Origin of the sequence: Kitasatospora sp. NBC_01302 (genome assembly GCF_035976515.1) — a bacterium.
Classification (GTDB): Bacteria; Actinomycetota; Actinomycetes; order Streptomycetales; family Streptomycetaceae; genus Kitasatospora.
On sequence record NZ_CP108404.1, the window covers coordinates 5,382,128 to 5,404,728 of the forward strand.

The 22,601-nt window shown below is 73.1% G+C and carries 16 protein-coding genes; 12 read left to right on the forward strand and 4 right to left on the reverse strand.

What is annotated here, in order from left to right:
• Window positions 1-63 precede the first annotated feature (63 nt).
• From OG294_RS23450 to OG294_RS23460, 3 genes are all read left to right on the forward strand, one after another.
• Entirely contained in the window at window positions 64-1,572 is a 1,509-nt protein-coding gene (locus OG294_RS23450; RefSeq protein WP_442789201.1) for an APC family permease, read from the forward strand.
• Window positions 1,573-1,652: 80 nt separating this feature from the next.
• The gene (locus OG294_RS23455; RefSeq protein ID WP_327068502.1) at window positions 1,653-3,098 is read left to right on the forward strand and encodes a glycosyltransferase 87 family protein; all 1,446 of its coding nucleotides are present in this window, start codon (window positions 1,653-1,655) and stop codon (window positions 3,096-3,098) included.
• A gap of 65 nt (window positions 3,099-3,163) precedes the next feature.
• The gene (locus OG294_RS23460; RefSeq protein WP_327068503.1) at window positions 3,164-4,831 is read left to right on the forward strand and encodes a N,N-dimethylformamidase beta subunit family domain-containing protein; all 1,668 of its coding nucleotides are present in this window, start codon (window positions 3,164-3,166) and stop codon (window positions 4,829-4,831) included.
• Between the two features lie 63 nt (window positions 4,832-4,894).
• On the opposite strand, the gene OG294_RS23465 is transcribed toward OG294_RS23460, so the two are convergent.
• Complete coding sequence (locus tag OG294_RS23465) at window positions 4,895-6,667, reverse strand: penicillin-binding transpeptidase domain-containing protein (RefSeq protein WP_327068504.1); 1,773 nt, start codon at window positions 6,665-6,667, stop codon at window positions 4,895-4,897.
• A 168-nt stretch (window positions 6,668-6,835) separates the two neighbouring features.
• Window positions 6,836-8,686, reverse strand: a complete 1,851-nt coding sequence (locus tag OG294_RS23470; RefSeq protein WP_442789356.1) for a dolichyl-phosphate-mannose--protein mannosyltransferase — start codon at window positions 8,684-8,686, stop codon at window positions 6,836-6,838.
• 198 nt (window positions 8,687-8,884) lie between these two features.
• On the opposite strand from OG294_RS23470, the gene rsmI reads away from it, so the two are divergent.
• The 6 genes from rsmI to OG294_RS23500 all read left to right on the forward strand — a co-directional run bounded on the left by rsmI (window position 8,885) and on the right by OG294_RS23500 (window position 15,253).
• The gene (gene rsmI, locus OG294_RS23475) at window positions 8,885-9,745 is read left to right on the forward strand and encodes a 16S rRNA (cytidine(1402)-2'-O)-methyltransferase (RefSeq protein WP_327068506.1); all 861 of its coding nucleotides are present in this window, start codon (window positions 8,885-8,887) and stop codon (window positions 9,743-9,745) included.
• A gap of 350 nt (window positions 9,746-10,095) precedes the next feature.
• Entirely contained in the window at window positions 10,096-10,578 is a 483-nt protein-coding gene (locus tag OG294_RS23480) for a hypothetical protein (RefSeq protein WP_327068507.1), read from the forward strand.
• A gap of 79 nt (window positions 10,579-10,657) precedes the next feature.
• Complete coding sequence (locus OG294_RS23485) at window positions 10,658-11,551, forward strand: TatD family hydrolase (RefSeq protein ID WP_327068508.1); 894 nt, start codon at window positions 10,658-10,660, stop codon at window positions 11,549-11,551.
• Between the two features lie 33 nt (window positions 11,552-11,584).
• Entirely contained in the window at window positions 11,585-12,466 is an 882-nt protein-coding gene (gene rsmA / locus OG294_RS23490; RefSeq protein ID WP_327068509.1) for a 16S rRNA (adenine(1518)-N(6)/adenine(1519)-N(6))-dimethyltransferase RsmA, read from the forward strand.
• Window positions 12,463-13,383 carry a 4-(cytidine 5'-diphospho)-2-C-methyl-D-erythritol kinase gene (locus OG294_RS23495; protein WP_327068510.1) on the forward strand — a complete coding sequence of 307 codons (921 nt, stop codon included), beginning with the start codon at window positions 12,463-12,465 and terminating at the stop codon, window positions 13,381-13,383. The genes rsmA and OG294_RS23495 overlap by 4 nt, the downstream gene beginning before the upstream one ends.
• A 76-nt stretch (window positions 13,384-13,459) precedes the next feature.
• On the forward strand, window positions 13,460-15,253 hold the full coding sequence (locus OG294_RS23500) for an ABC-F family ATP-binding cassette domain-containing protein (protein ID WP_327068511.1): 1,794 nt from the start codon (window positions 13,460-13,462) through the stop codon (window positions 15,251-15,253).
• A gap of 80 nt (window positions 15,254-15,333) precedes the next feature.
• Here OG294_RS23500 and OG294_RS23505 read toward each other — a convergent pair whose 3' ends face one another.
• A complete protein-coding gene (locus tag OG294_RS23505) occupies window positions 15,334-17,439 on the reverse strand; it encodes an FUSC family protein (RefSeq protein WP_327068512.1) in 2,106 nt (701 codons plus the stop codon).
• A gap of 391 nt (window positions 17,440-17,830) precedes the next feature.
• Between OG294_RS23505 and OG294_RS23510 the strand changes: the two genes are divergently transcribed.
• The 3 genes from OG294_RS23510 (at window position 17,831) to OG294_RS23520 (ending at window position 21,808) form a co-directional block, all read left to right on the forward strand.
• Window positions 17,831-18,466 (forward strand): hypothetical protein, encoded by a 636-nt coding sequence (locus OG294_RS23510; RefSeq protein WP_327068513.1) that lies wholly within the window; start codon window positions 17,831-17,833, stop codon window positions 18,464-18,466.
• A 43-nt stretch (window positions 18,467-18,509) separates the two neighbouring features.
• Window positions 18,510-20,195: a WXG100 family type VII secretion target gene (locus OG294_RS23515; protein ID WP_327068514.1), complete on the forward strand. Its 1,686-nt coding sequence runs from the start codon at window positions 18,510-18,512 to the stop codon at window positions 20,193-20,195.
• 122 nt (window positions 20,196-20,317) lie between these two features.
• Window positions 20,318-21,808, forward strand: a complete 1,491-nt coding sequence (locus OG294_RS23520; RefSeq protein ID WP_327068515.1) for a S8 family serine peptidase — start codon at window positions 20,318-20,320, stop codon at window positions 21,806-21,808.
• 86 nt (window positions 21,809-21,894) lie between these two features.
• Here the strand turns inward: OG294_RS23520 and OG294_RS23525 are convergent, their stop codons facing one another.
• Window positions 21,895-22,524 carry a GOLPH3/VPS74 family protein gene (locus OG294_RS23525; RefSeq protein ID WP_327068516.1) on the reverse strand — a complete coding sequence of 210 codons (630 nt, stop codon included), beginning with the start codon at window positions 22,522-22,524 and terminating at the stop codon, window positions 21,895-21,897.
• Window positions 22,525-22,601 lie beyond the last annotated feature (77 nt).

A 22,601-nucleotide genomic window follows, 5' to 3' on the forward strand; every position in this document is an offset into this window, starting at 1 on the left:
GTGGTTCGAGGGCGAAGAGGGCCGGGAGCGAGCGGCCCGGGTGCCGTGCGGCCTGATGGTGTTATGTATGCTTCGTTACTGATATTTATGCATAACCCCGGAAGAGAGCCCGTCGTGCCCAGCACCGCCCCCCTCGCTCAGCGCATGCTGCGGCGCAAGCCGGTCGAGACCCTGATCGCCGAGAGCACCGGCGGCGGTGCCCAGAGCGGTCTGCGCCGCACGATCGGTCTGTGGCAGCTGTCGGCGATCGGCATCGGGGCCACGGTCGGCACCGGGATCTTCTTCGTGCTCAGCTCGGCGGTGCCCGAGGCCGGCCCGGCCGTGGTGCTCTCCTTCGTGCTGGCCGCGGTCACCGCCGGCCTGACCGCGCTCTGCTACGCCGAGCTGGCCTCCGCGATCCCGGTCTCCGGCTCCTCGTACAGCTACGCCTACGCGACCCTCGGCGAGGCCACCGCCTACGTGGTCGGGGTCTGCCTGCTGCTGGAGTACGGGGTCTCGGCCTCGGCGATCGCGGTCAGCTGGGGGCAGTACCTGAACAAGTTCTGCCAGCTGGCCTTCGGCGTCACCATCCCGGACTGGCTGGCGCAGCCGCCCGGCGACGGCGGGGTCTTCAACCTGCCCGCGGTGGTCCTGGTGGCCCTGGTCTGCCTGCTGCTGGTGCGCGGGGTCAGCGAGAGCGCCAAGGTGAACGCGGCCATGGTGGCGATCAAGATCGTGGTGCTGGGCCTCTTCGTCGCGGTCGGCCTGACCGGCTTCCACTCGGGCAACCTGCACGACTTCATGCCGCTGGGCATCGGCGGCGTCGGCACCGCCGCCTCCGGCATCTTCTTCTCCTTCATCGGCCTGGACGCCGTCTCCACCGCCGGCGAGGAGGTCCGCGACCCGCGCCGCACCCTGCCGCGGGCGATCATCATCTCGCTGGTGGTGGTCACCCTGCTCTACGTCGCGGTCGCGCTGGTGGCGATCGGCGCCCAGCCCTGGCAGAAGTTCGGCGGGCAGGAGGCCGGGCTGGCGCAGATCCTGCAGGACCTCACCGGGCAGACCTGGCCGGCCCTGATCTTCGCGCTCGGCGCGATCGTCTCGATCTTCAGCGTCACCCTGGTGGTGATCTACGGCCAGACCCGGATCCTGTACTCGATGGGCCGCGACGGGATGCTGCCCGCGCGCTTCGCCCGGGTCTCCGCACGCACCGGCACGCCGGTCTGGAACACCCTGGTGGTCAGCCTGGCCGTCGCCCTGCTGGCCGCATTCGTCCCGCTCGACATCCTCACCGATCTGACCAGCCTGGGTACCCTGTGCGCCTTCGCGGTGGTCTCGGTGGGCGTGATCGTGCTGCGGCGGCGCAGCCCCGGGCTGCAGCGCGGCTTCAAGGTGCCCGGGTACCCCGTCACGCCGCTGCTCAGCGTGGGGTTCTGCCTGTACCTGATCCGCGGGCTGCACCCGCTGACCTTCCTCTTCTTCGGCGTCGCGCTGCTGATCGCGGCCGCTGCCTACTTCGGCTACGGCATCCGACACTCCCGGCTGGAGCTCACCACGCGTGCGTCCGCCGTACCGGAGCGTGCGTTCGACTGACGCTCTAACGGATGGATTGCGATCTGGCTAGCCCCCGCAGTCTGAGGACAGCGGGCGGTTCACCGAAATAACCTTCCCCCATGGTGACCACCCGTTCGTCCGGCGCCCCTCGGGCCCGCGGCCGGTTCGGCGTCCGACGCGGCACGAAGGCGCCCGCCGGCCGACCCGCGGGATACCCCGGCGGCCACCCGGTCGGCCACCGCACCCGCCTCGAGGCCGGTGCGGCGCCGCGCTCGGCACTGCCCCGGCAGCGTCCGACGGAGAGTGCCACCGATCCCGTGGGGTCCGGGCGCGGTCAGCGGATCGCGGCGCTGGGCATGCGGCTGGGCGGGATGCGTTCGGTGCACCTGTTCGGCTGTCTGGTCGCGGCCGGCTGGGCGGCGGCCTTCCCGATCGTCTCCGACCTGGCCAACCAGCGGCTCTGGGGGAGCGTCGCCGCTCCCGCCTACCTGCTGGCGGGGCTGGCCGTGGTCACCCTGCCGCGCCCCTGGGCCGGGCGGGTGGCCGCCGTGATCGCGCTGCTCGGCGCGGTGCTGCTGCCGCTCGGCGTGCTGGCCGCGCAGGGGCACCACCAGTCCGAGGTGATGGTGGTCGAGCGCTCCGCCCAGCTGCTGCTGCACACCGGCACGCCCTACCTGCCGCATCCGGCGAAGGTCACCGACTTCAACCCCTACCTGCCGGCCATGGCGCTGTTCGGGCTGCCGCGCGCCCTGCTCGGCACGGACGGCCTGCTCTGCCGGGTGTTCGGCGACGCCAGGATCTGGTTCGCCCTCAGCTTCCTGGGCTGTCTGACCATCAGCTGGCGGCTGCTGCGGCCCACCCGCCAGTACTCCGCGCTGCTGCCGCTCGGCGTGCTCACCGGCTCGCCGCTGATCGCGCTGACGCTGGCCGTCGGCGGGGTGGACCTGCCGCTGATCGGCGTCTGCTGCCTGGCGATGGCGCTGGCCGCCCGCGGGCGGGCGATCGCCGCGGGGCTGGTGCTGGCGCTGGCCTGCACCCTCAAATGGACCGCCTGGCCGGCGCTGCCGGTGGCCGTCCTGCTGCTCTGGCGGCTCTACGGGCGGCGCCCGGCCGGCCGGGCCGCGCTGACCGCCGTGCTGGTGGGCGCGGCGGTGATCCTGCCGTTCGCGCTGACCCGGACCCAGAACTTCCTCAACCAGGTGATCCGCTTCCCGCTCGGCCTGGCCGCGGTGCGCACCCCGGCCGGCAGCCCGTTGCCCGGCAAGGTGCTGGCCGACCTCGGCCCGGTGGGGCACACCATCTCGATCGTGCTGATGGTGCTGGGCGGGGTGGCGGTGGCCGGCTGGCTGCTGCTGAGACCGCCGACCTCGGCGGTGGCCGCGGCCGACCTGCTGGCCGGCGGGCTGACGATCGCCTTCATGCTGGCGCCGGCCGGGCGGTTCGGCTACCTCGCGCTGCCCGCCGTGCTGGCGATCTGGCCCCGACTGGCCGCCCGCTCCTGGACCGGGCGGCTCTCAGGGACCGCACGTACGGTGGAGACCGAAGGCGTCGCGGTGGTCCACTAGCGGGCGCTGACCACGTGTGAGGGCGCCCGTGTCGCGTCCGACCGGAGTGCTTGGGAGGCAGTCGGATGACCGGGCAGGAATCCCCCGAGGAGCGGTCCCCCGAGGAACGGGCCCCTGATGGGCGGCCCCTTGACGAGCGTGCCGCGCGACGGGGGACCGGCCGGCGGCGGTTCCTCGGTCTGGCCGGCGGGGCCGCGGCCGGGGTGGGCCTGACGGCCTGTGGGACCGGCTCCGGGTCGGCGAACCGGGCCCTGGCCGCGACGGCGAGCAGCGGTGCCGGTGGCTCCTCCGGCGCGGCCCCGGGCGGCACGGGCAGCGCCGCGCCGAGCCCGCAGCGGGAGAACGACAAGCCGGGCAACCCCGATTGGCGGATCGGCAACGCCGGTCCCGACCAGGCCATCGAGGGCTGGGCGGACAAGGTCAGCGTGCTGCCGGGCGAGAGCTTCGGTCTGCACGTCTCCACCACCGCGCCCGGCTACAAGGTCTCGGCCTACCGGATGGGCTGGTACGGCGGCGCGCGCGGCCGGCTGGTCTGGCAGTCCGACCAGCTGCCGGGGACGAAGCAGTCGGCCGCCGCCCTGGACCCGCGCACCCGGATGATCAGCACCGACTGGTCGAAGAGCACCACGGTGGACACCACCGGCTGGCCCGAGGGCAGCTACCTGCTGCGGCTGGACGCCGCGGACGGCGCCGGGCAGCGGTACGTGCCGGTCACCGTCCGCTCGGCGGTGACCGCCGGGAAGCTGGTGGTGGTGAACGCCGTGGCCACCTGGCAGGCCTACAACACCTGGAGCGGCTACAACCTCTACAACGGCGAGAACGGCGCGTACGCGACCCGCTCGCTGGTCGTCTCCTTCGACCGCCCGTACCACGAGTACGACGGCGCCGGGCTCTTCATGGTCTACGAGACGCCGCTGATAGCCCTGGCCGAGCGGCTCGGGCTGCCGCTGGCGTACACCACCAGCACCGACCTGGCCGGGCAGCCTGGCCTGCTCAAGGGCGCGCTCGCGGTGCTCTCGCTCGGGCACGACGAGTACTGGTCGCCCGAGCAGCGCGCCAACGTGGCCGCGGCCCGGGACGCCGGGACCAACCTGGCGATCCTGGGCGCCAACTGCTGCTTCCGCCGGGTGCGTTACGATCCCTCGCCGACCGGCCCGGACCGGCAGGTGGTCTGCTACAAGGACTCCTTCCAGCAGGACCCGGGCTACAAGGCCGGCGGGCTGCCGACCAACGACTACCGGGTGGCCCCGCACGCCGACCCGGAGAGCTCGCTGCTCGGCGTGATCTACGACGGCTACCCGGTGGACGCGCCCTACGTGGTGGGCGACCCGGGCCACTGGCTCTTCGCCGGCACCGGCGTGCAGGCCGGCGACAGCTTCGCGCACCTGGTCGGGGTCGAGTACGACCGGGTGAACACCGGCTTCGACACGCCGCGCCCGATCGAGATCCTGGCCCACTCGCCGGTGGTCTGCGAGGGCCGCAAGAGCTTCAGCGACACCGCCTTCTACCGCGCGCCCAGCGGGGCCGGCGTCTTCGCCAGCGGCACCATGCGCTGGGTGGAGTCGCTGGACGCCAGCGGCGACGGCAGTTCGGGTGCGGACCACGCGATGGACGCCCGGACCGCGGCGATGACCCAGCGGGTGACGGAGAACCTGCTGCAGGCCTTCGTGGCCGGCCCGGCGGGTGCGGCGCACCCGCCGCAGGACAACGTGGCGGCGGTGTACGGAACCTGACGACGAGACCCCCGTGCCCGCCAGGACGGCGGGCACGGGGGTCTCGTCGGACGATCGGACCGGTCAGCTCCCGTTGCCGACCTTGAGCACCTCGGCCGCGGCAGGCACCGCGGCGTCGGCGCCGAAGCCGCCGTTGATCACCTCGACGGAGACCGCCAGGTTGTCCCGGTAGCCGGTGAACCAGCTGTTGGTGGCGGCCTTGGGGTCGCTGGAGGTCTCGGCGGTGCCGGTCTTGCCGCCGATGTTGCCGCTGACGCCCTGCAGCGCGTTGTACGCGGTGCCCGACGGGTTGGTCATCACGCTGTTCATCATCGAGCGCAGCTTGGTCAGGGTGTCCGGCGACAGCTGCCGGGCGGCCGGCAGCTGCGGCATGCCCGCCACCAGGACCGGCTGCTTGAAGGTGCCGCTCTCCACGGTCGCCGCGACCGAGGCCATGGTCAGCGGGTTCATCAGGTCCTTGCCCTGGCCGAAGTACTCGCCCTCGGTCTCGTCCGTGCTCTGGCCCGCGCCGGGAACCGAGCCGTCGAAGGTGGGGAAGCCGATCTTCCAGTTCTGCCCGATCCCGAACACGTCCGAGGCCTGCTTGTTGAGCTGACCGGACTTCAGGCTGGCCATGCTCTGCTTGATGAAGGCGGTGTTGCAGGAGATGGTGAAGTCCTGCATGAACGTGTTGTTGGGCTCGTCGGCCTTGAAGTTGGCGTCGTTGTGGTAGATCGTGCCGCTGCCGTAGCTGAGCGGGCAGGGCATGGTCGCGTTCGGGTCAACCCCGGCCTCCAGCAGCGCGCTGGCGGTGATCACCTTCATCGTGGAGCCGGGCGCGGTCTGGCCCTGGAGCGCCATGTTGAACCCGGTCGCCGGCGAGTTCGCGACCGCCAGGACGTTGCCGGTGCTCGGCTCGATGGCGACAACCCCCGCCTTGTGGCTCGGGTCCTTGGCGTACTGCTCGTCGGCCGCCTTCTGCGCGGCCGCCTGCAGGTTCGCGTCGATGGTCAGCTTGATCGGCTGGCCGGGCTTGGGGTCGATCACGGTGAACAGCGGCTGCGGCTTGGTCTTGCCCGCCGGGTCCACGATCGCCACGCCGGTGCCGGCGTCGGCCGGGTTCTGGGCGGGCGGGTTCGTCTGGAAGTTCGCCAGGATCTGGGTGAGCGAGGGGGAGTTCTGCAGCGACTGGCCGTTGCGGTCGGTGACCCGGGTGGGCGGGTTGTAGACCGGCTGGGTGACGATCTGCTGGCCCGGGCCGAGGTGCGGGTTGATCACGGTCGGCGCCCAGTCCACCGCGGCCGTGCCGTCGCTCATCTTCACCATGCCGAGGTACCCGGTGTAGTCCCAGGTGTTGCTGGTGTTCGCGAACTCGACGTGGGACTTGAAGGTGAGCAGCACCTGGCTGGCCGGTGCGGCCGAGGCCGACGGGGACGGCGAGCCGGAGGCGCCGGCCGAGGCGGACGGCGAGGGCTTGGCGGCGGCGCCGGAGGGCTGCGCGGTGGCCGAGGCGAAGGCCGCGGGGGTGGTGGGCACGCCCGGGGTCAGGGTGATCGCGCTCGGCTTCACCTGCTGCTGGAAGGCGGTCAGCGCGGCCAGCGCGCTCGCCGGGTCGTCGGTCAGCTTGCTGGCGCCCTGCAGGTCACCGCTGGCCCAGGCGGCCAGGAAGGCCTTGGCGCCGTTGGCCGCCAGGTCGGGCGAGGGTGACTCGGCGACCACCGTGCGGGGCTTGGGCGCAGCCGGTGAGGCGGACTTCTTGCTGTCCGAGCCGACCAGTGAGTACGCCCCGTACCCGCCCGCGCCGAGCATGGCGGCTGCGATGGCGCTGACGATGGCGGTCTTCGCGCCCTGACGCATGGTGGTGCTCCCCCTTGGGATGACGACGAGGACTGGGTGACCGGCCGAAACCGGCAGCCCAGCCTAAGCCTGCGCTGGGGGTGCCCCGGCGCAGCGGGGCACCTCGTGACAGAGCTGGTACACACCTCCCAGGTGGGAACGGGCGTACCAGCGGCCCGGTGGGGGCCCTCAGATCCAGCTGGTGAACCACATCCGCGAGCGCCAGTCGTCGATCGGAATCACCTGCCCGGTGTACAGCGGATAGAAGTAGAGGAAGTTCCACATCACGGCCAGCACCAGCACGCCGGCCGCCGCGCCGCCCACCAGCCGCCGCTCGCGGCTCGCATCCGCGGGCCCGATCATGGCGCCGATCAGCATGGTCACGGCCAGCACCAGGAACGGCACGAAGGCCACCGCGTAGAACAGGAAGATGGTCCGGTGCTGGTACTCGAACCAGGGCAGCAGCCCCGCGCCGAGTCCGCACAGCACCGCGCCGGCCCGCCAGTCGCGCCGCAGCGCCCACCGGTACAGGCAGTAGACCAGCGCGATGACGCCCGCCCACCACAGCAGCGGGGTGCCGATCGCCAGCACCTCGGAGGCGCACGCGCTGGCCTTGCAGCCGCTCTCCCCGAACTTCGGCGACTCGTAGTAGAAGGAGACCGGCCGGCCCAGCACCAGCCAGCTCCACGGGTTGGACTGGTACATGTGGGGGGTGCTGAGGCCGATGTTGAAGTTGTACATCTGCGCGTGGTAGTGCCACAGCGCCCGCAGGCCGCCCGGTACCCAGGTCATGTCCACCTGGAACGGCATCTTGACCTTGCCGAACACCGGCAGTGAGACGAACTCGGTGGACAGGCCGTGCCGGCCCACCGCCCAGTCCCGTCCGTAGCCGCCCTTGCCCGGCGCCGTGCTGCTGGCCAGCCAGCCCGACCAGGAGCTGATGTAGACGACCAGCGAGACGACCACGATCGAGGCGAACGCGGGCAGCCCGTCGCGGACCAGGACGGACCAGTGCGGCCGGCGGGCACCGGCCAGCTTGCGCGCGCCCAGGTCCCAGAAGACGGTCAGCAGGCCGAAGAAGGCGGCCACGTACATGCCGCTCCACTTGGTGGAGCAGGCCAGGCCCACGCAGACGCCGGCGGCCAGCCGGTAGGGCCGCAGGCCCAGGCGCAGCCGGTGGGCGAGGTCGGGGTCGGACAGCTCGCCGAGCCGGCGGGCGATCCTGGCCCTGGTGTGGTCCCGGTCCAGCAGCAGGAAGCCGAAGGCGGCCAGGATCCAGAACATGACGATCAGGTCGAGCAGCGCGGTGCGGCTCATCACGAAGTGCAGCCCGTCCACCGAGAGCAGCAGGCCGGCCACGCAGCCCAGCAGGGTGGAGCGGAAGAGCCGGCGGGCGATCCGGGCGAGCATCAGGATCGAGAGCGTGCCGAGCAGGGCGACCATGAACCGCCAGCCGAACGGATGCATCCCGAAGAGCTGCTCGCCCATGCCTATCAGCCACTTGCCGACCGGCGGGTGGACGATGAACGCCGGGTCGGTGCGGTAGGGGATCACCTGGGGATGCGAGACCAGCTGGGCGTTGGCGTTGTCCGGCCAGGAGGTCTCGTAGCCGCCCTGCCAGAGCGCGTAGGCGTCCTTGGCGTAGTACGTCTCGTCGAAGACCACCGCGCCCGGGCTGCCCAGGTGCCAGAACCGCAGCAGGCCGCCGAAGAGCGCCACCGCCAGCGGGCCCAGCCAGCCCGCCCAGCGGCAGAGCCAGCTCCACAGCCGCGGGTTCAGCCGGATGCCGGCCCGCAGCAGCAGCGGCGAGGGCGCGACCTCCTTCGGGGTGACCCCGGGACCGTCCGGCATCGGCGGCACCAGGCGGTCGGCGAGCGGGGCCCGGCGCGGCGGCCGGTAGTCGTGCGCGGCCAGCCGGCGCAGCCAGCCGCCGCCCGGCCCGGCAGTCGTGCGCGCGGCCGGGACACCCGCGTCGGCGGCCTCCGGGAGCGTGCCGTCCTGGTCGGTGTCGCCAGGGGTCTGCGCGGTGGTCTCGACCACCGCTGTCTCTGCCGCCGTCTCGCCATTCACCCGCACATCGTAGGGGCGAGGCCGTACGGCAGGCCCCCGCCCTGCGAAGCTGCCCGGTTCGTCACCATTCGCCGCCGGTGCCGCACTTGGCGGGTCCGGCGCCACCGGGCGCCGTCCGGGGCCGTCCGGGGGCGCTCCGGTGGGCGCGGGCCTGACAGGATGGGGAGCGTGACAGGTGTACTCGTGCTGGCAGGAACCCCCATCGGCGACGTCTCGGACGCCCCGCCCCGACTGCTCACCGAGCTCGCCTCGGCGGACGTGATCGCGGCCGAGGACACCCGGCGGCTGCGCCGGCTCACCCAGGCGCTCGGCGTCACCCCCACCGGGCGGGTGCTCTCCTACTTCGAGGGCAACGAGGTCGGCCGCACCCCCGAGCTGGTCGAGGCGCTGACCGGCGGAGCCCGGGTGCTGCTGGTCACCGACGCCGGGATGCCCTCGGTCTCCGACCCCGGCTACCGCCTGGTGGCCGCCGCGGTCGAGGCCGGCATCAAGGTCACCGCGGTGCCGGGCCCCTCCGCCGTGCTCACCGCGCTGGCGCTGTCCGGGCTGCCGGTGGACCGCTTCACCTTCGAGGGCTTCCTGCCGCGCAAGGCCGGTGACCGCTCCCGGGCGCTGGCCGAGATCGCCGCCGAACCGCGCACCATGGTCTTCTTCGAGGCCCCGCACCGGATCGCCGAGACGCTGGCCGCGATGGCCGAGGCGTTCGGCGCCGAGCGCCCGGCGGCGGTCTGCCGCGAGCTGACCAAGACCTACGAGGAGGTCAAGCGCGGCCCGCTCGGCGAGCTGGCCGACTGGGCCGCCGAGGGGGTGCGCGGCGAGATCACCGTGGTGGTGGCCGGTGCCCCGCCCGCCGCCCCGCAGCTGCTGACGGACGCCGAACTGGCCGAGCGGGTGGCTGCCCGGGAGGCGGCCGGCGAGCGCCGCAAGGAGGCGATCGCGGCGGTGGCGCTGGCGGTCGGCCGGCCCAAGCGCGAGGTCTTCGACGCGGTGGTGGCGGCGAAGAACCGGCCCTCGGAGCACGGAGCGTGATCATTGCGGGCTGGTCGTGATCATGGCTGGTCAGAATGGGTGAACACGGCCTCGCCCGGTGGGTCGCACGCGCGTACGGTGGAGTGATGGACACGACCGCGTACGCCGGTTGTCCTCGTCGTCCCCGGACGGCCCGCCGACGTCCTGCGCGCGCCCGGGGTCCGGTGACAAGGTAAAGCGGAGACCTGCTAAACCCGCACTGACCTGGGGTTCTACCGGTCCTCCGTACAGGGATCCCCAACTCGGGGCCAAGTCTCGGCAAGCCGGGCATCGGTTCGGGGCGCTGGGGCATTTCATCGGATGGAAAGACCCGAACCGGACGAACGTCCGGCGGGCGCTGGGAGACCGCGATGAGCGACACAATCGGTAGCCCTCTGGGCGGCACTCCGGTGGCCGACCTGAAGCCGGCCCCGGACACCCCGGACCGTGCACCCCACCCGGGCACCGGCGGCATGGCCGCCGCGCAGCACGTCGGTGGACTGCACCCCTCCGGCGCCACGGTGCAGGAGGCCTACTCCTTCGCCTGCCTGAGCTGCGGCTACGGCTGGGAGCAGTCGTACGACATCCAGCACCACCGGGCCGAGGACGGACACACGATCGTCCAGTACTACGCCAACGGGGTGCGGGTTCCCTCGCCGCTGCTGCAGCCGAGCTGCCCGGGCTGCGGTGGCCACACCGTGCGGATCATGCGTCCGGGACGGGTGGCCGCGGTCGAGAGCTCCCCGCACTACACGCCGGGCTACGCCGCCCACGCGGAGCCTGCCGAGCCGGCCGCACCCAAGGAGACCAGGCACCGGCAGCACTGGTACCAGTTCTGGCTGCCCGCCGCCTGATCGCGCCGAGCGCCCGCCGCACGCGGGCCCGCCCCCGCCGGACGGGCCCGCGCGGCACGCCCCGCTAGGCTTCTGGACCATGGCTGCCAAGGACGACCGCACCACCCCGCCCCCGCCGCCCGCACCGCTGGCGGTCGCGGTGGCCGACTCGCACACCCACCTGGACATGCAGTCCGGCAGCCCGGCCGAGGCGCTGGCCAAGGCCGCCGCAGTGGGCGTGACCACCGTGGTGCAGGTCGGCTGCGACCTGCCGGGCTCGCGCTGGGCCGCCGAACTCGCCGCCGAGTTCGAGCAGGTGCACGCGGCAGTCGCGCTGCACCCCAACGAGGCGCCCCGGCTGGTCCTCGGCACGCCTCTGCCCGGCGAGGAGGGCGACGGGTGGTCGGGACAGCGGCGCACCCCGGGCGGGTCGGCGGCGCTGGAGGAGGCGCTCGCCGAGATCGACCGGCTGGCCGCGCTCCCGCAGGTGCGCGCGGTCGGCGAGACCGGCCTCGACTACTTCCGCACCGGCCCCGAGGGCGTGGACATCCAGAAGGAGTCCTTCCGGCGCCACATCGAGATCGCCAAGCGGCACGGCAAGGCCCTGGTGATCCACGACCGGGACGCCCACCAGGACGTCATCGAGGTGCTGCTGGCCGAGGGCGCCCCGGAGCGGACCGTCTTCCACTGCTACTCGGGCGACGCCGAGATGGCCAAGGTCTGCGCCGAGCACGGCTGGTACCTCTCCTTCGCCGGCCCGGTCACCTTCAAGGCCAACCAGCCGCTGCGTGACGCGCTGGCCGTCACCCCGCTGGAGCGGGTGCTGGTGGAGACCGACGCGCCGTTCCTCACCCCGCACCCCTACCGCGGCCGCCCCAACGCGCCGTACCTGATCCCGGTCACGGTGCGCTCGATGGCCCAGACCCTGGGGCTGACCGAGGAGGAGCTGAGCAGCGCGATCGCGACGAACACCGCGCGTGCCTTCGGTTACTGATCGAGCGGCCACGCGAACGCCTATCCTTGCCCGGTGAGCACCACCGACCCCACCCCTGACAGTCACCTGCTCGGCGCCTCCGACATCCGGGAGCTGGCCGCCACGCTCGGGGTCCGCCCGACCAAGCAGCGCGGGCAGAACTTCGTGATCGACGCCAACACCGTGCGCCGGATCGTCCGGGCCGGCGGGGTGACCCCCGAGGACGCGGTGGTGGAGGTCGGGCCCGGGCTCGGTTCGCTCACCCTGGCGCTCCTCGAGGTGGCCGCGCACGTCACCGCCGTCGAGATCGACCCGCTGCTCGCCCAGCACCTGCCGGCCACCGTCGCCGCCCGGATGCCGTCCGCCGCCGGCCGCTTCGACCTGGTCCTCAGCGACGCGATGGAGGTCACCGAGCTGCCCGGCCCCGCGCCCACCGCGCTGGTGGCCAACCTGCCGTACAACGTCGCCGTCCCGGTGCTGCTGCACATGCTGGCCACCTTCCCCAGCATCGAGCGGACCCTGGTGATGGTGCAGTCCGAGGTGGCCGACCGGCTGGCCGCCAAGCCCGGCAACAAGGTCTACGGCGTGCCGTCGGTCAAGGCCAACTGGTACGCCGAGGTCAAGCGGGCCGGTGCGATCGGCCGCAACGTCTTCTGGCCGGCGCCCAACGTCGACTCCGGCCTGGTCTCGCTGATCCGCCGTCAGCCGCCGGTCACCACCGCCTCGCGCACCGAGGTCTTCGCGGTGGTGGACGCCGCATTCGCCCAGCGCCGCAAGACGCTGCGGGCCGCGCTGGCCGGCTGGGCCGGCTCGCCGGCCGCCGCCGAGCAGGCGATCGCCGCCGCCGGCATCGACCACACCCTGCGCGGCGAGATGCTCACCGTCGAGCAGTTCGCCGCCATCGCCGAGCACAAGCCGAAGGGGCCCCACCAGTGATCACCGTCCGGGTGCCTGCCAAGGTCAACGTCCAGCTCGGCGTCGGCGGTCTGCGCGGCGACGGCTTCCACGACCTGGCGAACGTCTTCTTCGCGGTGGCGCTCGGCGACGAGGTGACGGCCCGGCCCGGCACCGGGGTCACGCTGACCTGCACCGGCCCGGACGCCGCGCTGGTCCCGCTGGACGAGAGCAACCTGGCCGCCCGCGCCGCCCGCCTGCTGGCTGCGCACCACGGCATCGAGCCGGGCGTCGAGCTGCACATCGCCAAGGCCATCCCGGTGGCCGGCGGGATGGCCGGCGGCAGCGCCGACGGGGCGGCCGCGCTGGTCGCCTGCGATGCGCTGTGGGGCCTGGACACCCCGCTGCCCGAGCTGCTCGCGCTCGCCGCCGAGCTGGGCTCCGACGTGCCGTTCGCGCTGCTGGGCGGCGTCGCGCTGGGCCGCGGCCGGGGCGAGCTGCTGGAGCCGCTGCCGGTGGGCGGCGGCTTCCACTGGGTCTTCGCGGTGGCCGAGGGCGGCCTGTCCACGCCCGCCGTCTTCCGCGAGTGCGACCGGCTGCGCGAGGCCGCCGGCACCGGCCACACCGAGAGCGAGGTGCCCACCCCCGACGCCGACCGCGCGCTGCTGGCCGCGCTGGCCGAGGGCGATCCGGTGGCGCTGGCCGCCGCCCTGACCAACGACCTGCAGGCCGCCGCCCTCTCGCTGCGCCCCGCCCTCGCCGACTGCCTGGCCGCCGGCCTCGCGGCCGGTGCCCTCGGTGCCCTGGTCTCCGGCTCCGGCCCGACCTGCGCCTTCCTGGTCAAGGACGCCGCCGCGGCCGACAGCGTCGCCGAGGCCCTGACCGCCTCCGGCACCTGCCGCACCGCCCACCCCACCCACGGCCCGGTGCCGGGGGCCCGGGTGATCACGTCCGGATGATCACCAGCGCCGACGGCGCGAGCGCGAGGCCCTAGGCTGGAGGCTCCAGTCCGTCCAGCCCAGGAGCGCAGCACTAGTGGCCGTCAACCTCGCCACCATCGAGTCCGTCACGAAGGTCTACGGCACCCGGGCCCTTCTCGACGGGGTCAGCCTCGGCGTCAGCGAGGGGGACCGGATCGGCGTCGTCGGGCGCAACGGCGACGGCAAGACCACGCTGGTCCGGATGCTCGCCAAGCTCGAGGAGCCGGACACCGGCCGGATCACCCACTCCGGCGGGCTGCAGATGGCGGTGCTCACGCAGCACGACTCGCTCGACCCGAAGGCCACCATCCGGCACGAGGTGATCGCCGACCGGGCCGACCACGAGTGGCTCGGTGACGGCCGGATCCGCGACATCATCCAGGGCCTGTTCGGCGGTCTGGACCTGCCCGGCTTCGCGAACGGCCTGGACACCGTGATCGGCCCGCTCTCCGGTGGCGAGCGCCGCCGGATCGCGCTGGCCAAGCTGCTGCTCGGCGAGCCCGACCTGATCGTGCTCGACGAGCCCACCAACCACCTGGACGTCGAGGGCATCGCCTGGCTCGCCCAGCACCTGCAGAACCGCCGCTCGGCGCTGGTCTGCGTGACCCACGACCGGTGGTTCCTGGACCAGGTCTGCACCCGGATGTGGGACGTGCAGCGCGGCGAGGTGCGCGAGTACGAGGGCGGCTACTCCGACTACGTCTTCGCGCGCGCCGAGCGCTCGCGGATCGAGGCGACCGAGGAGCAGAAGCGGCAGAACCTGGCCCGCAAGGAGCTGGCCTGGCTGCGCCGCGGCGCCCCCGCCCGGACCTCCAAGCCGCGCTACCGGATCGAGGCGGCCAACGCGCTGATCGCCGACGTGCCGGAGCCGCGCGACAAGAGCGAGCTGATGAAGTTCGCCAACGCGCGACTGGGCCGCACCGTCTTCGAGCTGGAGGACATCACCGTCAAGGCCGGTGACAAGCTGCTGCTGGAGCACCTGACCTGGAACCTCGGCCCCGGTGACCGGATCGGCCTGCTCGGCGTCAACGGCGCCGGCAAGACCTCGCTGCTGCGCGCCATGCAGGCGGCCTACGCCACGCAGGGCGACGTGCAGCCGGCGTCCGGCGTGATCAAGGTCGGCAAGACGGTGCGGCTGGCCTACCTCTCCCAGGAGGTCGCCGAGCTCGACCCCGCCACCCGGGTGCTGCAGGCCGTCGAGCAGGTGCGCTCGCGCGTGGACCTCGGCAAGGGCCGCGAGATGAGCGCCGGTCAGCTCTGCGAGCAGTTCGGCTTCGGCAAGGACAAGCAGTGGACGCCGGTCGGCGACCTGTCCGGTGGCGAGCGGCGCCGGCTGCAGCTGCTGCGGCTGCTGATGGACGAGCCCAACGTGCTCTTCCTGGACGAGCCCACCAACGACCTGGACATCGAGACGCTCAACCAGCTGGAGGACGTGCTCGACGGCTGGCCCGGCTCGATGATCGTGATCAGCCACGACCGCTTCTTCATCGAGCGCACCACCGACACCGTGCAGGCGCTGCTCGGCGACCGCCGGATGCGGATGCTGCCGAACGGCGTGGACGAGTACCTGGAGCGCCGCGCCGCCGTGGTGGCCGCCGCCGCGCCGGCCATCGCCGTGGCGCCCGCGAAGCCGATGGGCGACACCCGGGCCGCGAAGAAGGAGCTGCAGCGGATCGAGCGTCAGATCGCGAAGCTCGACAAGGAGGAGAGCAAGCTGCACGGTCAGATGGCCGAGCACGCCGCCGACTTCAGCAAGATCGCCGAGCTGGACGCGAAGCTGCGCAAGGTGCGCGAGGAGAAGGAGGAGTTGGAGCTGAGCTGGCTGGAGCTGGCCGAGGACGCCTCCTGAGGCGTCCTCAGGAGAACGCCTCAGGAGGGCTGGTGCTGAGGGCTGGTGCTGAGGCTCGGTCGGCTTCGGTCCGGTCGGCTTCAGCCGAGTAGCTGCTCCAACTCCCCGGCTGCTTGGGCGAGTGCGCTGCGCTCGGGGTTGTGCGGGCCGGCCGGCCGCTCGGTGCGGCCGTCCGGGGGGCGGTGCGCGCGGGCGGCTGCGGCCAGCCGGTCCAGCGCGGCCAGGACCCGGGCCACCTCCGCCGGTTCGTTCGTCCGGCCGCCGTAGCGCAGCTGCGCCGCGTAGGCGGCCACGGCGCCGCCGAGCCGCTCCAGCGCGGCCGTGGCCGGCAGCCAGGCCTCCGCGCGGCGCCCGGCCGGCGGCGGCTCGGTCAGCCCGTACCGCACCTCCTGCCGGGCGTCCGCCAGTGCGCGGTAGGCGGTGCGGCGCAGCCAGACCTGGGAGGGGGCGCGCTCCTTCGCGGGGGGTGCGGCGGGTGCGGCGGGTGCGGTCGGCGCGGTCGGTGCGGTGGGCACGGTCGGTCCGGTCGGTCCGGTGGGCTCGGCGGGCCCGGTCACCGAGAGCAGGTAGGCGCGCAGCGTGCCGGTGGCCGTGACGATCCGCGGCTCGATCCGGTGCGGCGCCCGCTCGGGCCACAGCAGGTAGCCGAAGACCAGCACGATCAGGCTCGCCAGCAGCGTGTCCAGCACCCGCGGCCCGACCTCGGCCACCCCGCTCTGGCCGCCCAACTGCACCAGCACCAGCGCCATCGGCGTCATCACCGCGGTGTTCAGCCCGTAGTGCGCCGCCGCCGAGTAGGGCAGCAGCGCCACGCAGAGCGCGGCGACCGCGGCCAGCAGCCAGGGCTCGGTGGTCAGCGACAGCAGCGCCGCGGTCAGCGCCACCCCCAGCACGGTGCCGACCGCGCGGCTGACCGCGCGCAGGAAGACCGAACCGAGGTCCGGCTTGAGCACGAACGCCACCGTCATCGGCACCCAGTACGCGCGGTCCAGCGGCAGTCCTGCCGTCACCAGCTCGGCCACCGCGACGCACAGTGCCACCCGGCTCCCGTACCGCACCGAGCCCCGGGACAGCAGGCGCGCCCGCAGCCGCCACGGGTCCGGCGGCGGTGCGGCGGCGGCCCGGACGGCGGTCGCCGGGTCGCCCGCCCGGCCGGCCACCGCGTCGGCGGCGGTGCGCAGGGCGGCGTCCAGGGCCTGACGGGCCGGGGTGTCGGGGGACCAGTCGGGCAGCTGCGGCGTGTCGGTGGCGGCGGTCCCCGGGGTGCCCGCGGGTGTGGTGTCGGGGGTTGTGGCGGCTGCGGGAGCAATGAGTTGGCGGGCCAGGGCTCCCGGCAGGGCGGCGACCTGCGGCGGTACCGGGCGCTGGGCCCAGAGCAGCCCGGTCGCCGCCTCGCTCGCCGCCAGCGCCGCCTCGTACGCGCGGTGCAGCCGGCGCAGCTCGGCGGAGTCCTGCGGGCGGGGGCCGGCCTGGCTGCGGGGATGGGGATGGCGGGGGCGGGGCAGCAGGTCGGCCAGCGGGTTCTGCAGCAGGTCCTGCAGCTGGTTCAGACGGGCCGTCAGCACCCGTCGGGCCGGCGCTCCCTGCGGTGTGCCGAGCGCCGCCAGCAGCTCGCCGAGTGCCTGGTACACCGAGGCCAGGGCCTGGACCCGGGGATCGTCCGCAGGGCGGGCCGGGCGGTACGGCAGTCCGAGCAGCAGCACCAGGGCCGCGCCGAGCAGCATCAGCGGTCCGGCCGCCCACCACGGGTGGGCCGGGGCCATCCCGTCGCCCAGCGCCGCCGAGACCAGCAGCAGCATCCCCGCGCCCGAGCCGCGCGGCCCGGTGGCGCTGAGCGCGCCGGAGGCGAAGCCCAGCAGCGTCAGCACCGCGACCGCGGCCGGCAGTGGAACGTCGAAGTGCCGCAGTGCCCCGCCGATCGCCATGCCCAGCGCCGAGGCCCCGACCGCCGAGCCGATCCGCTGGACGCGCGACCAGGCCGGCTCCATCCGGTCGTTGATCGTGGCGTGCATCGCACCCAGCGCCGCGAACACCCCGAACCCCAGCCGCCCGCAGGCCAGTCCCCCGAGGAGCGGCAGCGCCGTCCCGGCCGCCGCCCGCACCATCAGCGCCCACGGGACGGCGGGGCGGGTTGGCCGGGCCGCGTGGGCCCACCAGGGCGGTCGTGGGGCTGGACTGCTGCTCATATGGGTCAAACCTGCCATATCCGTGCGGTGCTGCTGTCGCCGGGCCGGTGTCGCCGGGCAGTTCCTGCCCGGGCCGGTCTCGCCGGGCCGCTCTCCCGGGGGAATCCCGGGTGCACTGCCCTGACGGGGTTTCGGAGGGCCCTTCGTCCAGGAACACTGCCGTGGTGGCGTTACGTCCGGACGAGGCCAGCATGACAAGTCCGTACCGATAACGGCCCGCAATCCCATGGCCACTGCCGTGCTGACAGAGGTGCTCGCTAGGATGTCCCATGGCTGTCGCTGCCTGGTCAATAGGCGCTCGGCCACGTACCGGTGTGAGATTTCGAAGGCGATGAAGTGTTGCGGCACGGCGGCCCGCTGGCCGGTCCGTGTACGGGGGAGGTGCACCGCAATGGTTGAGATGGTGTCTGCGGGCGACGGCGGCCCGGTTGCCGCGCCCAGCTACTTTCAGCAGGGGGCCAAGAACGCCACCTACGACATGGCGCGTCAGCTGGCCGTGGACGCGGGCGGGACACAGAACCTCTCGCTCGAGATGGAGACGCTGACCGAGTTCAAGAAGCGCGTCGACGCGATGCTGACCTCGCTGGACGGCTCGGACGCGTCGCAGCCGAAGATCGCTCAGCAGAGCCTGGAGCAGACCCACTTCGGCACCGGCTTTCCACAGTCCGGTGACCTGTACAGCGCGTACAACATCGTGCACACCAACCTCGAGACGCTCTCGACCGCGCTGTCGAACCAGATCGAGGCGATGAGCATCGCGATCAACATCTCGATCAACGGCTACCAGAACGTGGACGATTCGCAGCGCGAGACGCTCTGGAAGATCCACAACCAGACCGACGCGCAGTACACCTCCGGGGTGAACCCGACGGGCATCGTCGCGGCCGTTCCGTCCGACGGCACCACGACGAGCGGCACGACGACGACCGGCGGCACGACGACTCAGGCCTCGGTCACCACCGGTGGCACCACCACGACCGGTGGCAGCACCACCACGGGCGGCGGAACAGGCAGCAACGTCGGATGAGCCTGCCCAGCAACCGAATCGACACCGGCACGGGGAGCCTGTGATGCCCAATCCTTCCGTCGACGACACGCACAGCTATTTCGCCGGCATGTCGCACCAGCAGCTGCTGGACATGGTCAAGAACGCGGATCCGACCACGCTGTCCAACCGCAGCGGTGCGCTGAGCAGCGCGTCCACCACGCTGAGCGACATCAGTCAGCAGCTGACGAGCAACGTCCGGCAGCTGGAGTGGACCGGTCCGGCCGCCGACAGTTTCCGGGACTGGGCGGGCAAGATCTCCACCGCCACCCAGAACCTGAGCGACTACGCGCAGACCTCCTCCACCTCGCTGGAGACGGCGAGCACCGCGCTGGGCACGGCGAGCAAGGCGATCCCGCCGCTGCCGAGCAAGGACATGGACACGGTCAACCGGTACAACTGGCAGCCGTGCGTGCCCCTCGCCAGCGAGGCGCAGATGAAGGCGCAGAACCCCAACTTCGTGACCACCGCGGAGATGCAGGCCGCGCAGGCCAACGTCACGAAGGACCACGAGGACGCCATCACCGCGATGACGACGCTGGCGGGCGCGTACACGCAGTCGACGTCGGAGATACAGTCGCAGACGCCGCCGCTGTTCCCGCCGACACCGACGTCGGTGATGGGGCCGGAGCCGCAGTCCGTCTGGAGTGCCACTGGCGTCAACTACGGTGGTGGCTCAAACGGGGGCGGTACGTCAGGCGGTAGCCGTGGCGGCGGGTCCACCTACCAGCCGTCTCCGCAGCAGCGCGTCGTGCAGCCCGCACCGCCCACCGTGCATCCGCCGGTCACGGGCCCGACGCCGGTGCCCAACCCGCCGAAGCCCCCGCCGGTGCACACGGGTCCAGTCAGGCAGCCCTACCAGCCCGTTGGCCCGGTGCAGCCCATTCCGGTGCAGCCCGTCCCGGTGAACCCGCCGGTCTCCAACCCGGTTGTTCCGCCGCCGAGCACCGGCATCGACAGCGCCCCGCCGGCGCCGACCCTGCCGCCGCCGACCGGCACCACCGGTGGGCTGCCCCCGCAGGGCGTCCCGGGTGGGGGCAGCGTCCCGACCGGTCCGAACGGTCCGATCGGCTTCGGCGGCTACCCGGGAACCGTGACCGGTGTGCCAGGCGGCAGCCTCGGCGGCTACCCCGGCGGCAAGACCTCCGGCTACCCGGACGGCGGCTTCCCCGCGCCCCGCACCACCAACCGGCTCGGCGGCGCGAGCGGACCTGGTCCGGAGGAGGGGATCTCCGGCGGTGTCAGTCGTCCTGGCGCCGTGTCAGGGCGCTCCCAGCTCGGCGCGAACGCGATCGGTGCGGAGGAGTCCGCCGGCGGCATGGGCGGCGGCGCCGGCAGCCGGGGCATGGCCGGTGGCGGCATGGGGGCCGGTGGCGGTGCCCGTGGCGGCTTCGGTGGTGGCGGTGTCGGCAGTGGCAGCGGCGCCCGTGGTCGCGGGTTGGTGTCCACCGAGGGTGGCGAGGTCGGCAGCAGCCGTGGTCCCGGTGCGAGCGGTGAGTTCACCCCGGGCGGCAGCGGCCTGCGGGCCCGTGCCGGTGCCAACGGCGAGGGGCGCCCGGCCGCCGAGGGCCAGGCCGGCATGTTGCCCGGCGCTCACGGGAGTGCCAAGAAGCGGAGCAAGGACCGCCGTGGCCGCGCCGACTACCTCGTCGAGGACGAGGAGACGTGGCTGGGTGGAACCCCGGAGAGCAATCCGGACGTGATTGAGTAAGGCTCGGATCTCCTGCCCGGCCACTGGGTGAGTCTCGCTGGCCGGGCAGATCTGTTCGGTCGAGCCGGTGTTCGGCCAGCCACGGCGATGAGGAGAGCGTGATGCGGCGATCAGGCGCGGGCATGCGGCGGCGGGTGGCCGCAGCGCTTGCCTTGACCATGTGTCTGGGTGGCGGTCTGGCCACGGCGGCGCAGGCGGCTGACACGCCGCGCGGCGATGAGTGGCACCTGGACGCGCTGCACATGCCGGAGGTCTGGCAGACCAGCACTGGGGCGGGTGTCACCGTCGCGGTGATCGACAGTGGCGTCAAGGCCGATCTGCCGGATCTGGTCGGTCAGGTCCTGCCTGGCAAGGACCTCAGCGGCCTCCCCGGCGGAGTGAACACTGATCCCGAGGGCCACGGCACCGGGATGGCAAGCGTTATCGCTGGATCAGGCAAGAACTTCGATGGCAAGGGTGCTGAGGGTCTTGCGCCCGGCGCACGGATTCTGCCGATCAAGGTCAACACGAACTCAAATTCGAGCACGGCCATCGGGGCTCCGGCATCCCTCAAGCAGATCGACGAGGGCATCACCTACGCAGTTGATCAAGGCGCCAAGGTGATCAGCATCTCGCAGGCGATTCGAAACATTGACATTTCGCCGTCGGATGTCTCGGCACTGCAGGACGCCGTCAACTACGCGATCAGCAAGGGACGGCTGATCGTGGCTGGTGCGGGAAACAGCGGGCAGGAGGGCAACTGGCCGATGTACCCCTCGGTGGCCTCGGGCGTCGCTGCCATCGCCGCCTTCGATGAGCAGGGGAACCACACGGCCGAATCCGAGTACGGCCCACAGATCGCCCTTGCGGGACCTGGACAGGACATCATCAGTGCCTGCATCGACCCGTCGGGGTACTGCAAGAGCCACGGCACCTCCGACGCGACTGCGCTGGTTGCCGCCACCGCCGCCGTCCTCTGGCAGGTCCACCCCGACTGGACCGGCAACCAGATCCTCCGCGTCCTGATGAACACCGCCAACAAGCCCAACAACGGCGCCAACCGGTCCGACTACATCGGCTTCGGCAACGTCAGCCCCCGCAACGCGATCCACTACACCGGTGACCCCGGACCGGCCGACGTGAATCCGCTGATCGCCGCCGGCATCGACGTGAATCCCCCCGGCTCGGCGTCCGCATCCGCCCCCGCCTCCCCCTCGGCCGCCGCCTCCGCTCCGGCGACCGGTGCCGCACCGACCGGCTCCACCGCCAACAGCGCTTCCGCGGCCCCGGTGCCCGCGACCCACGCGTCCGGGAAGTCCTCCAGCAGCATGCCGCTGATCATCGGCGGTGCCGTCCTCGCGGTGCTGGTCATCGGCGGCGTGGTCTTCTTCGTCCTGCGCCGCAAGGGGGCTGCGGCCACCGCGCCCCCGGCACCCGGCGCGCCGTACGGCTACCCGGTGCCCCCGCAGGGCCCGCCGGCTCCGCACACCCCGCCGGCGCAGGGCTTCGGTCCGCCGCCCGCGTACGGCCCCGGTCAGCCGCCGTACGGGCAGCCCCCGCAGCAGCCGCCTGCCCAGGGCAACCCGTACCAGCAGCCCCAGCCCGGCCCGTACCAGCAGCCGCCGCAGGGCTGACGCCGCAGCTCGCCGGGCCTCGTCGGCCCCACTGGCCGGACCGGTCCACCGGCCCAACCGGTTCGGCGGGCCCAGCCGGCCCGCCGTCAGCTCGAGTACGCCGCGTGCCGGGCCCGGACGGCGCGGCGCAGGGCAGCCGGGGCTGGTCCGGTGAGCGCGGTCAGTTCGGCGATCCGGGCGCGCTCGGCACGTCGGCGCTGGCGGGGCAGCACGGTGGACATGTCGCCGGCGGCGGCCAGTGCGACCACGGCGGCCCGCCAGGGCTCGACCTGCTCGGCCGGGCCGGTGAAGGCCGCTTCGACCTCGGCGGCCAGGCGCTGTCGCACGGACTGGTCGCGCGGGACCGGGCGCAGGGTGGGGAACAGGCCGAGCACCCGGTGCTCGGCCAGGTCCAGGTAGCCCTCCTCGCTGAGCCGGTCGCGCACCGCCAGGGTGAAGGGACGGTCCTTCGTTCTGACCCAGCGCTCCCAGCCGTGCGGCTTGGACTCGGTGATCTGGTCCAGCACGCTCCGCAGCACCGGGTCGAGACGGGCGGGGGCCGGGCGGTCCGGCAGTGGGCAGCCGGCCCGGTCGGCGATCAGGCCGCGCTGGAGCAGGTCGGTCAGGGCCGCCGCGCGCAGCACCAGGCCGAGCTCGCCGCGGCGGCGCAGGCAGGCGGCGTCCGGTGGGTATGCCAGTAGGTAGAGCTTGCCGGGGAGGGTGTCGGGGAGGCCCATCGGATGCTCCAATCCGGTCCGGGTGCCGGGGGCCACAGTGAGTCATTCCCAGGAGGCAGGGGTGTTGCGCAGCTGCC

What these genes read in the sequence shown, in the direction of transcription:
- OG294_RS23460 (WP_327068503.1), top strand. Translation starts at nt 3,164, where the DNA reads ATGACCGGGCAGGAATCCCCCGAGGAGCGGTCCCCCGAGGAACGGGCC.
- OG294_RS23510 (WP_327068513.1), top strand. Translation starts at nt 17,831, where the DNA reads ATGGTTGAGATGGTGTCTGCGGGCGACGGCGGCCCGGTTGCCGCGCCC.
- OG294_RS23455 (WP_327068502.1), top strand. Translation starts at nt 1,653, where the DNA reads ATGGTGACCACCCGTTCGTCCGGCGCCCCTCGGGCCCGCGGCCGGTTC.
- OG294_RS23525 (WP_327068516.1), bottom strand. Translation starts at nt 22,524, where the DNA reads ATGGGCCTCCCCGACACCCTCCCCGGCAAGCTCTACCTACTGGCATAC.
- OG294_RS23485 (WP_327068508.1), top strand. Translation starts at nt 10,658, where the DNA reads ATGGCTGCCAAGGACGACCGCACCACCCCGCCCCCGCCGCCCGCACCG.
- OG294_RS23465 (WP_327068504.1), bottom strand. Translation starts at nt 6,667, where the DNA reads ATGCGTCAGGGCGCGAAGACCGCCATCGTCAGCGCCATCGCAGCCGCC.
- OG294_RS23515 (WP_327068514.1), top strand. Translation starts at nt 18,510, where the DNA reads ATGCCCAATCCTTCCGTCGACGACACGCACAGCTATTTCGCCGGCATG.
- OG294_RS23505 (WP_327068512.1), bottom strand. Translation starts at nt 17,439, where the DNA reads ATGAGCAGCAGTCCAGCCCCACGACCGCCCTGGTGGGCCCACGCGGCC.
- OG294_RS23520 (WP_327068515.1), top strand. Translation starts at nt 20,318, where the DNA reads ATGCGGCGGCGGGTGGCCGCAGCGCTTGCCTTGACCATGTGTCTGGGT.
- OG294_RS23450 (WP_442789201.1), top strand. Translation starts at nt 64, where the DNA reads ATGTATGCTTCGTTACTGATATTTATGCATAACCCCGGAAGAGAGCCC.
- OG294_RS23480 (WP_327068507.1), top strand. Translation starts at nt 10,096, where the DNA reads ATGAGCGACACAATCGGTAGCCCTCTGGGCGGCACTCCGGTGGCCGAC.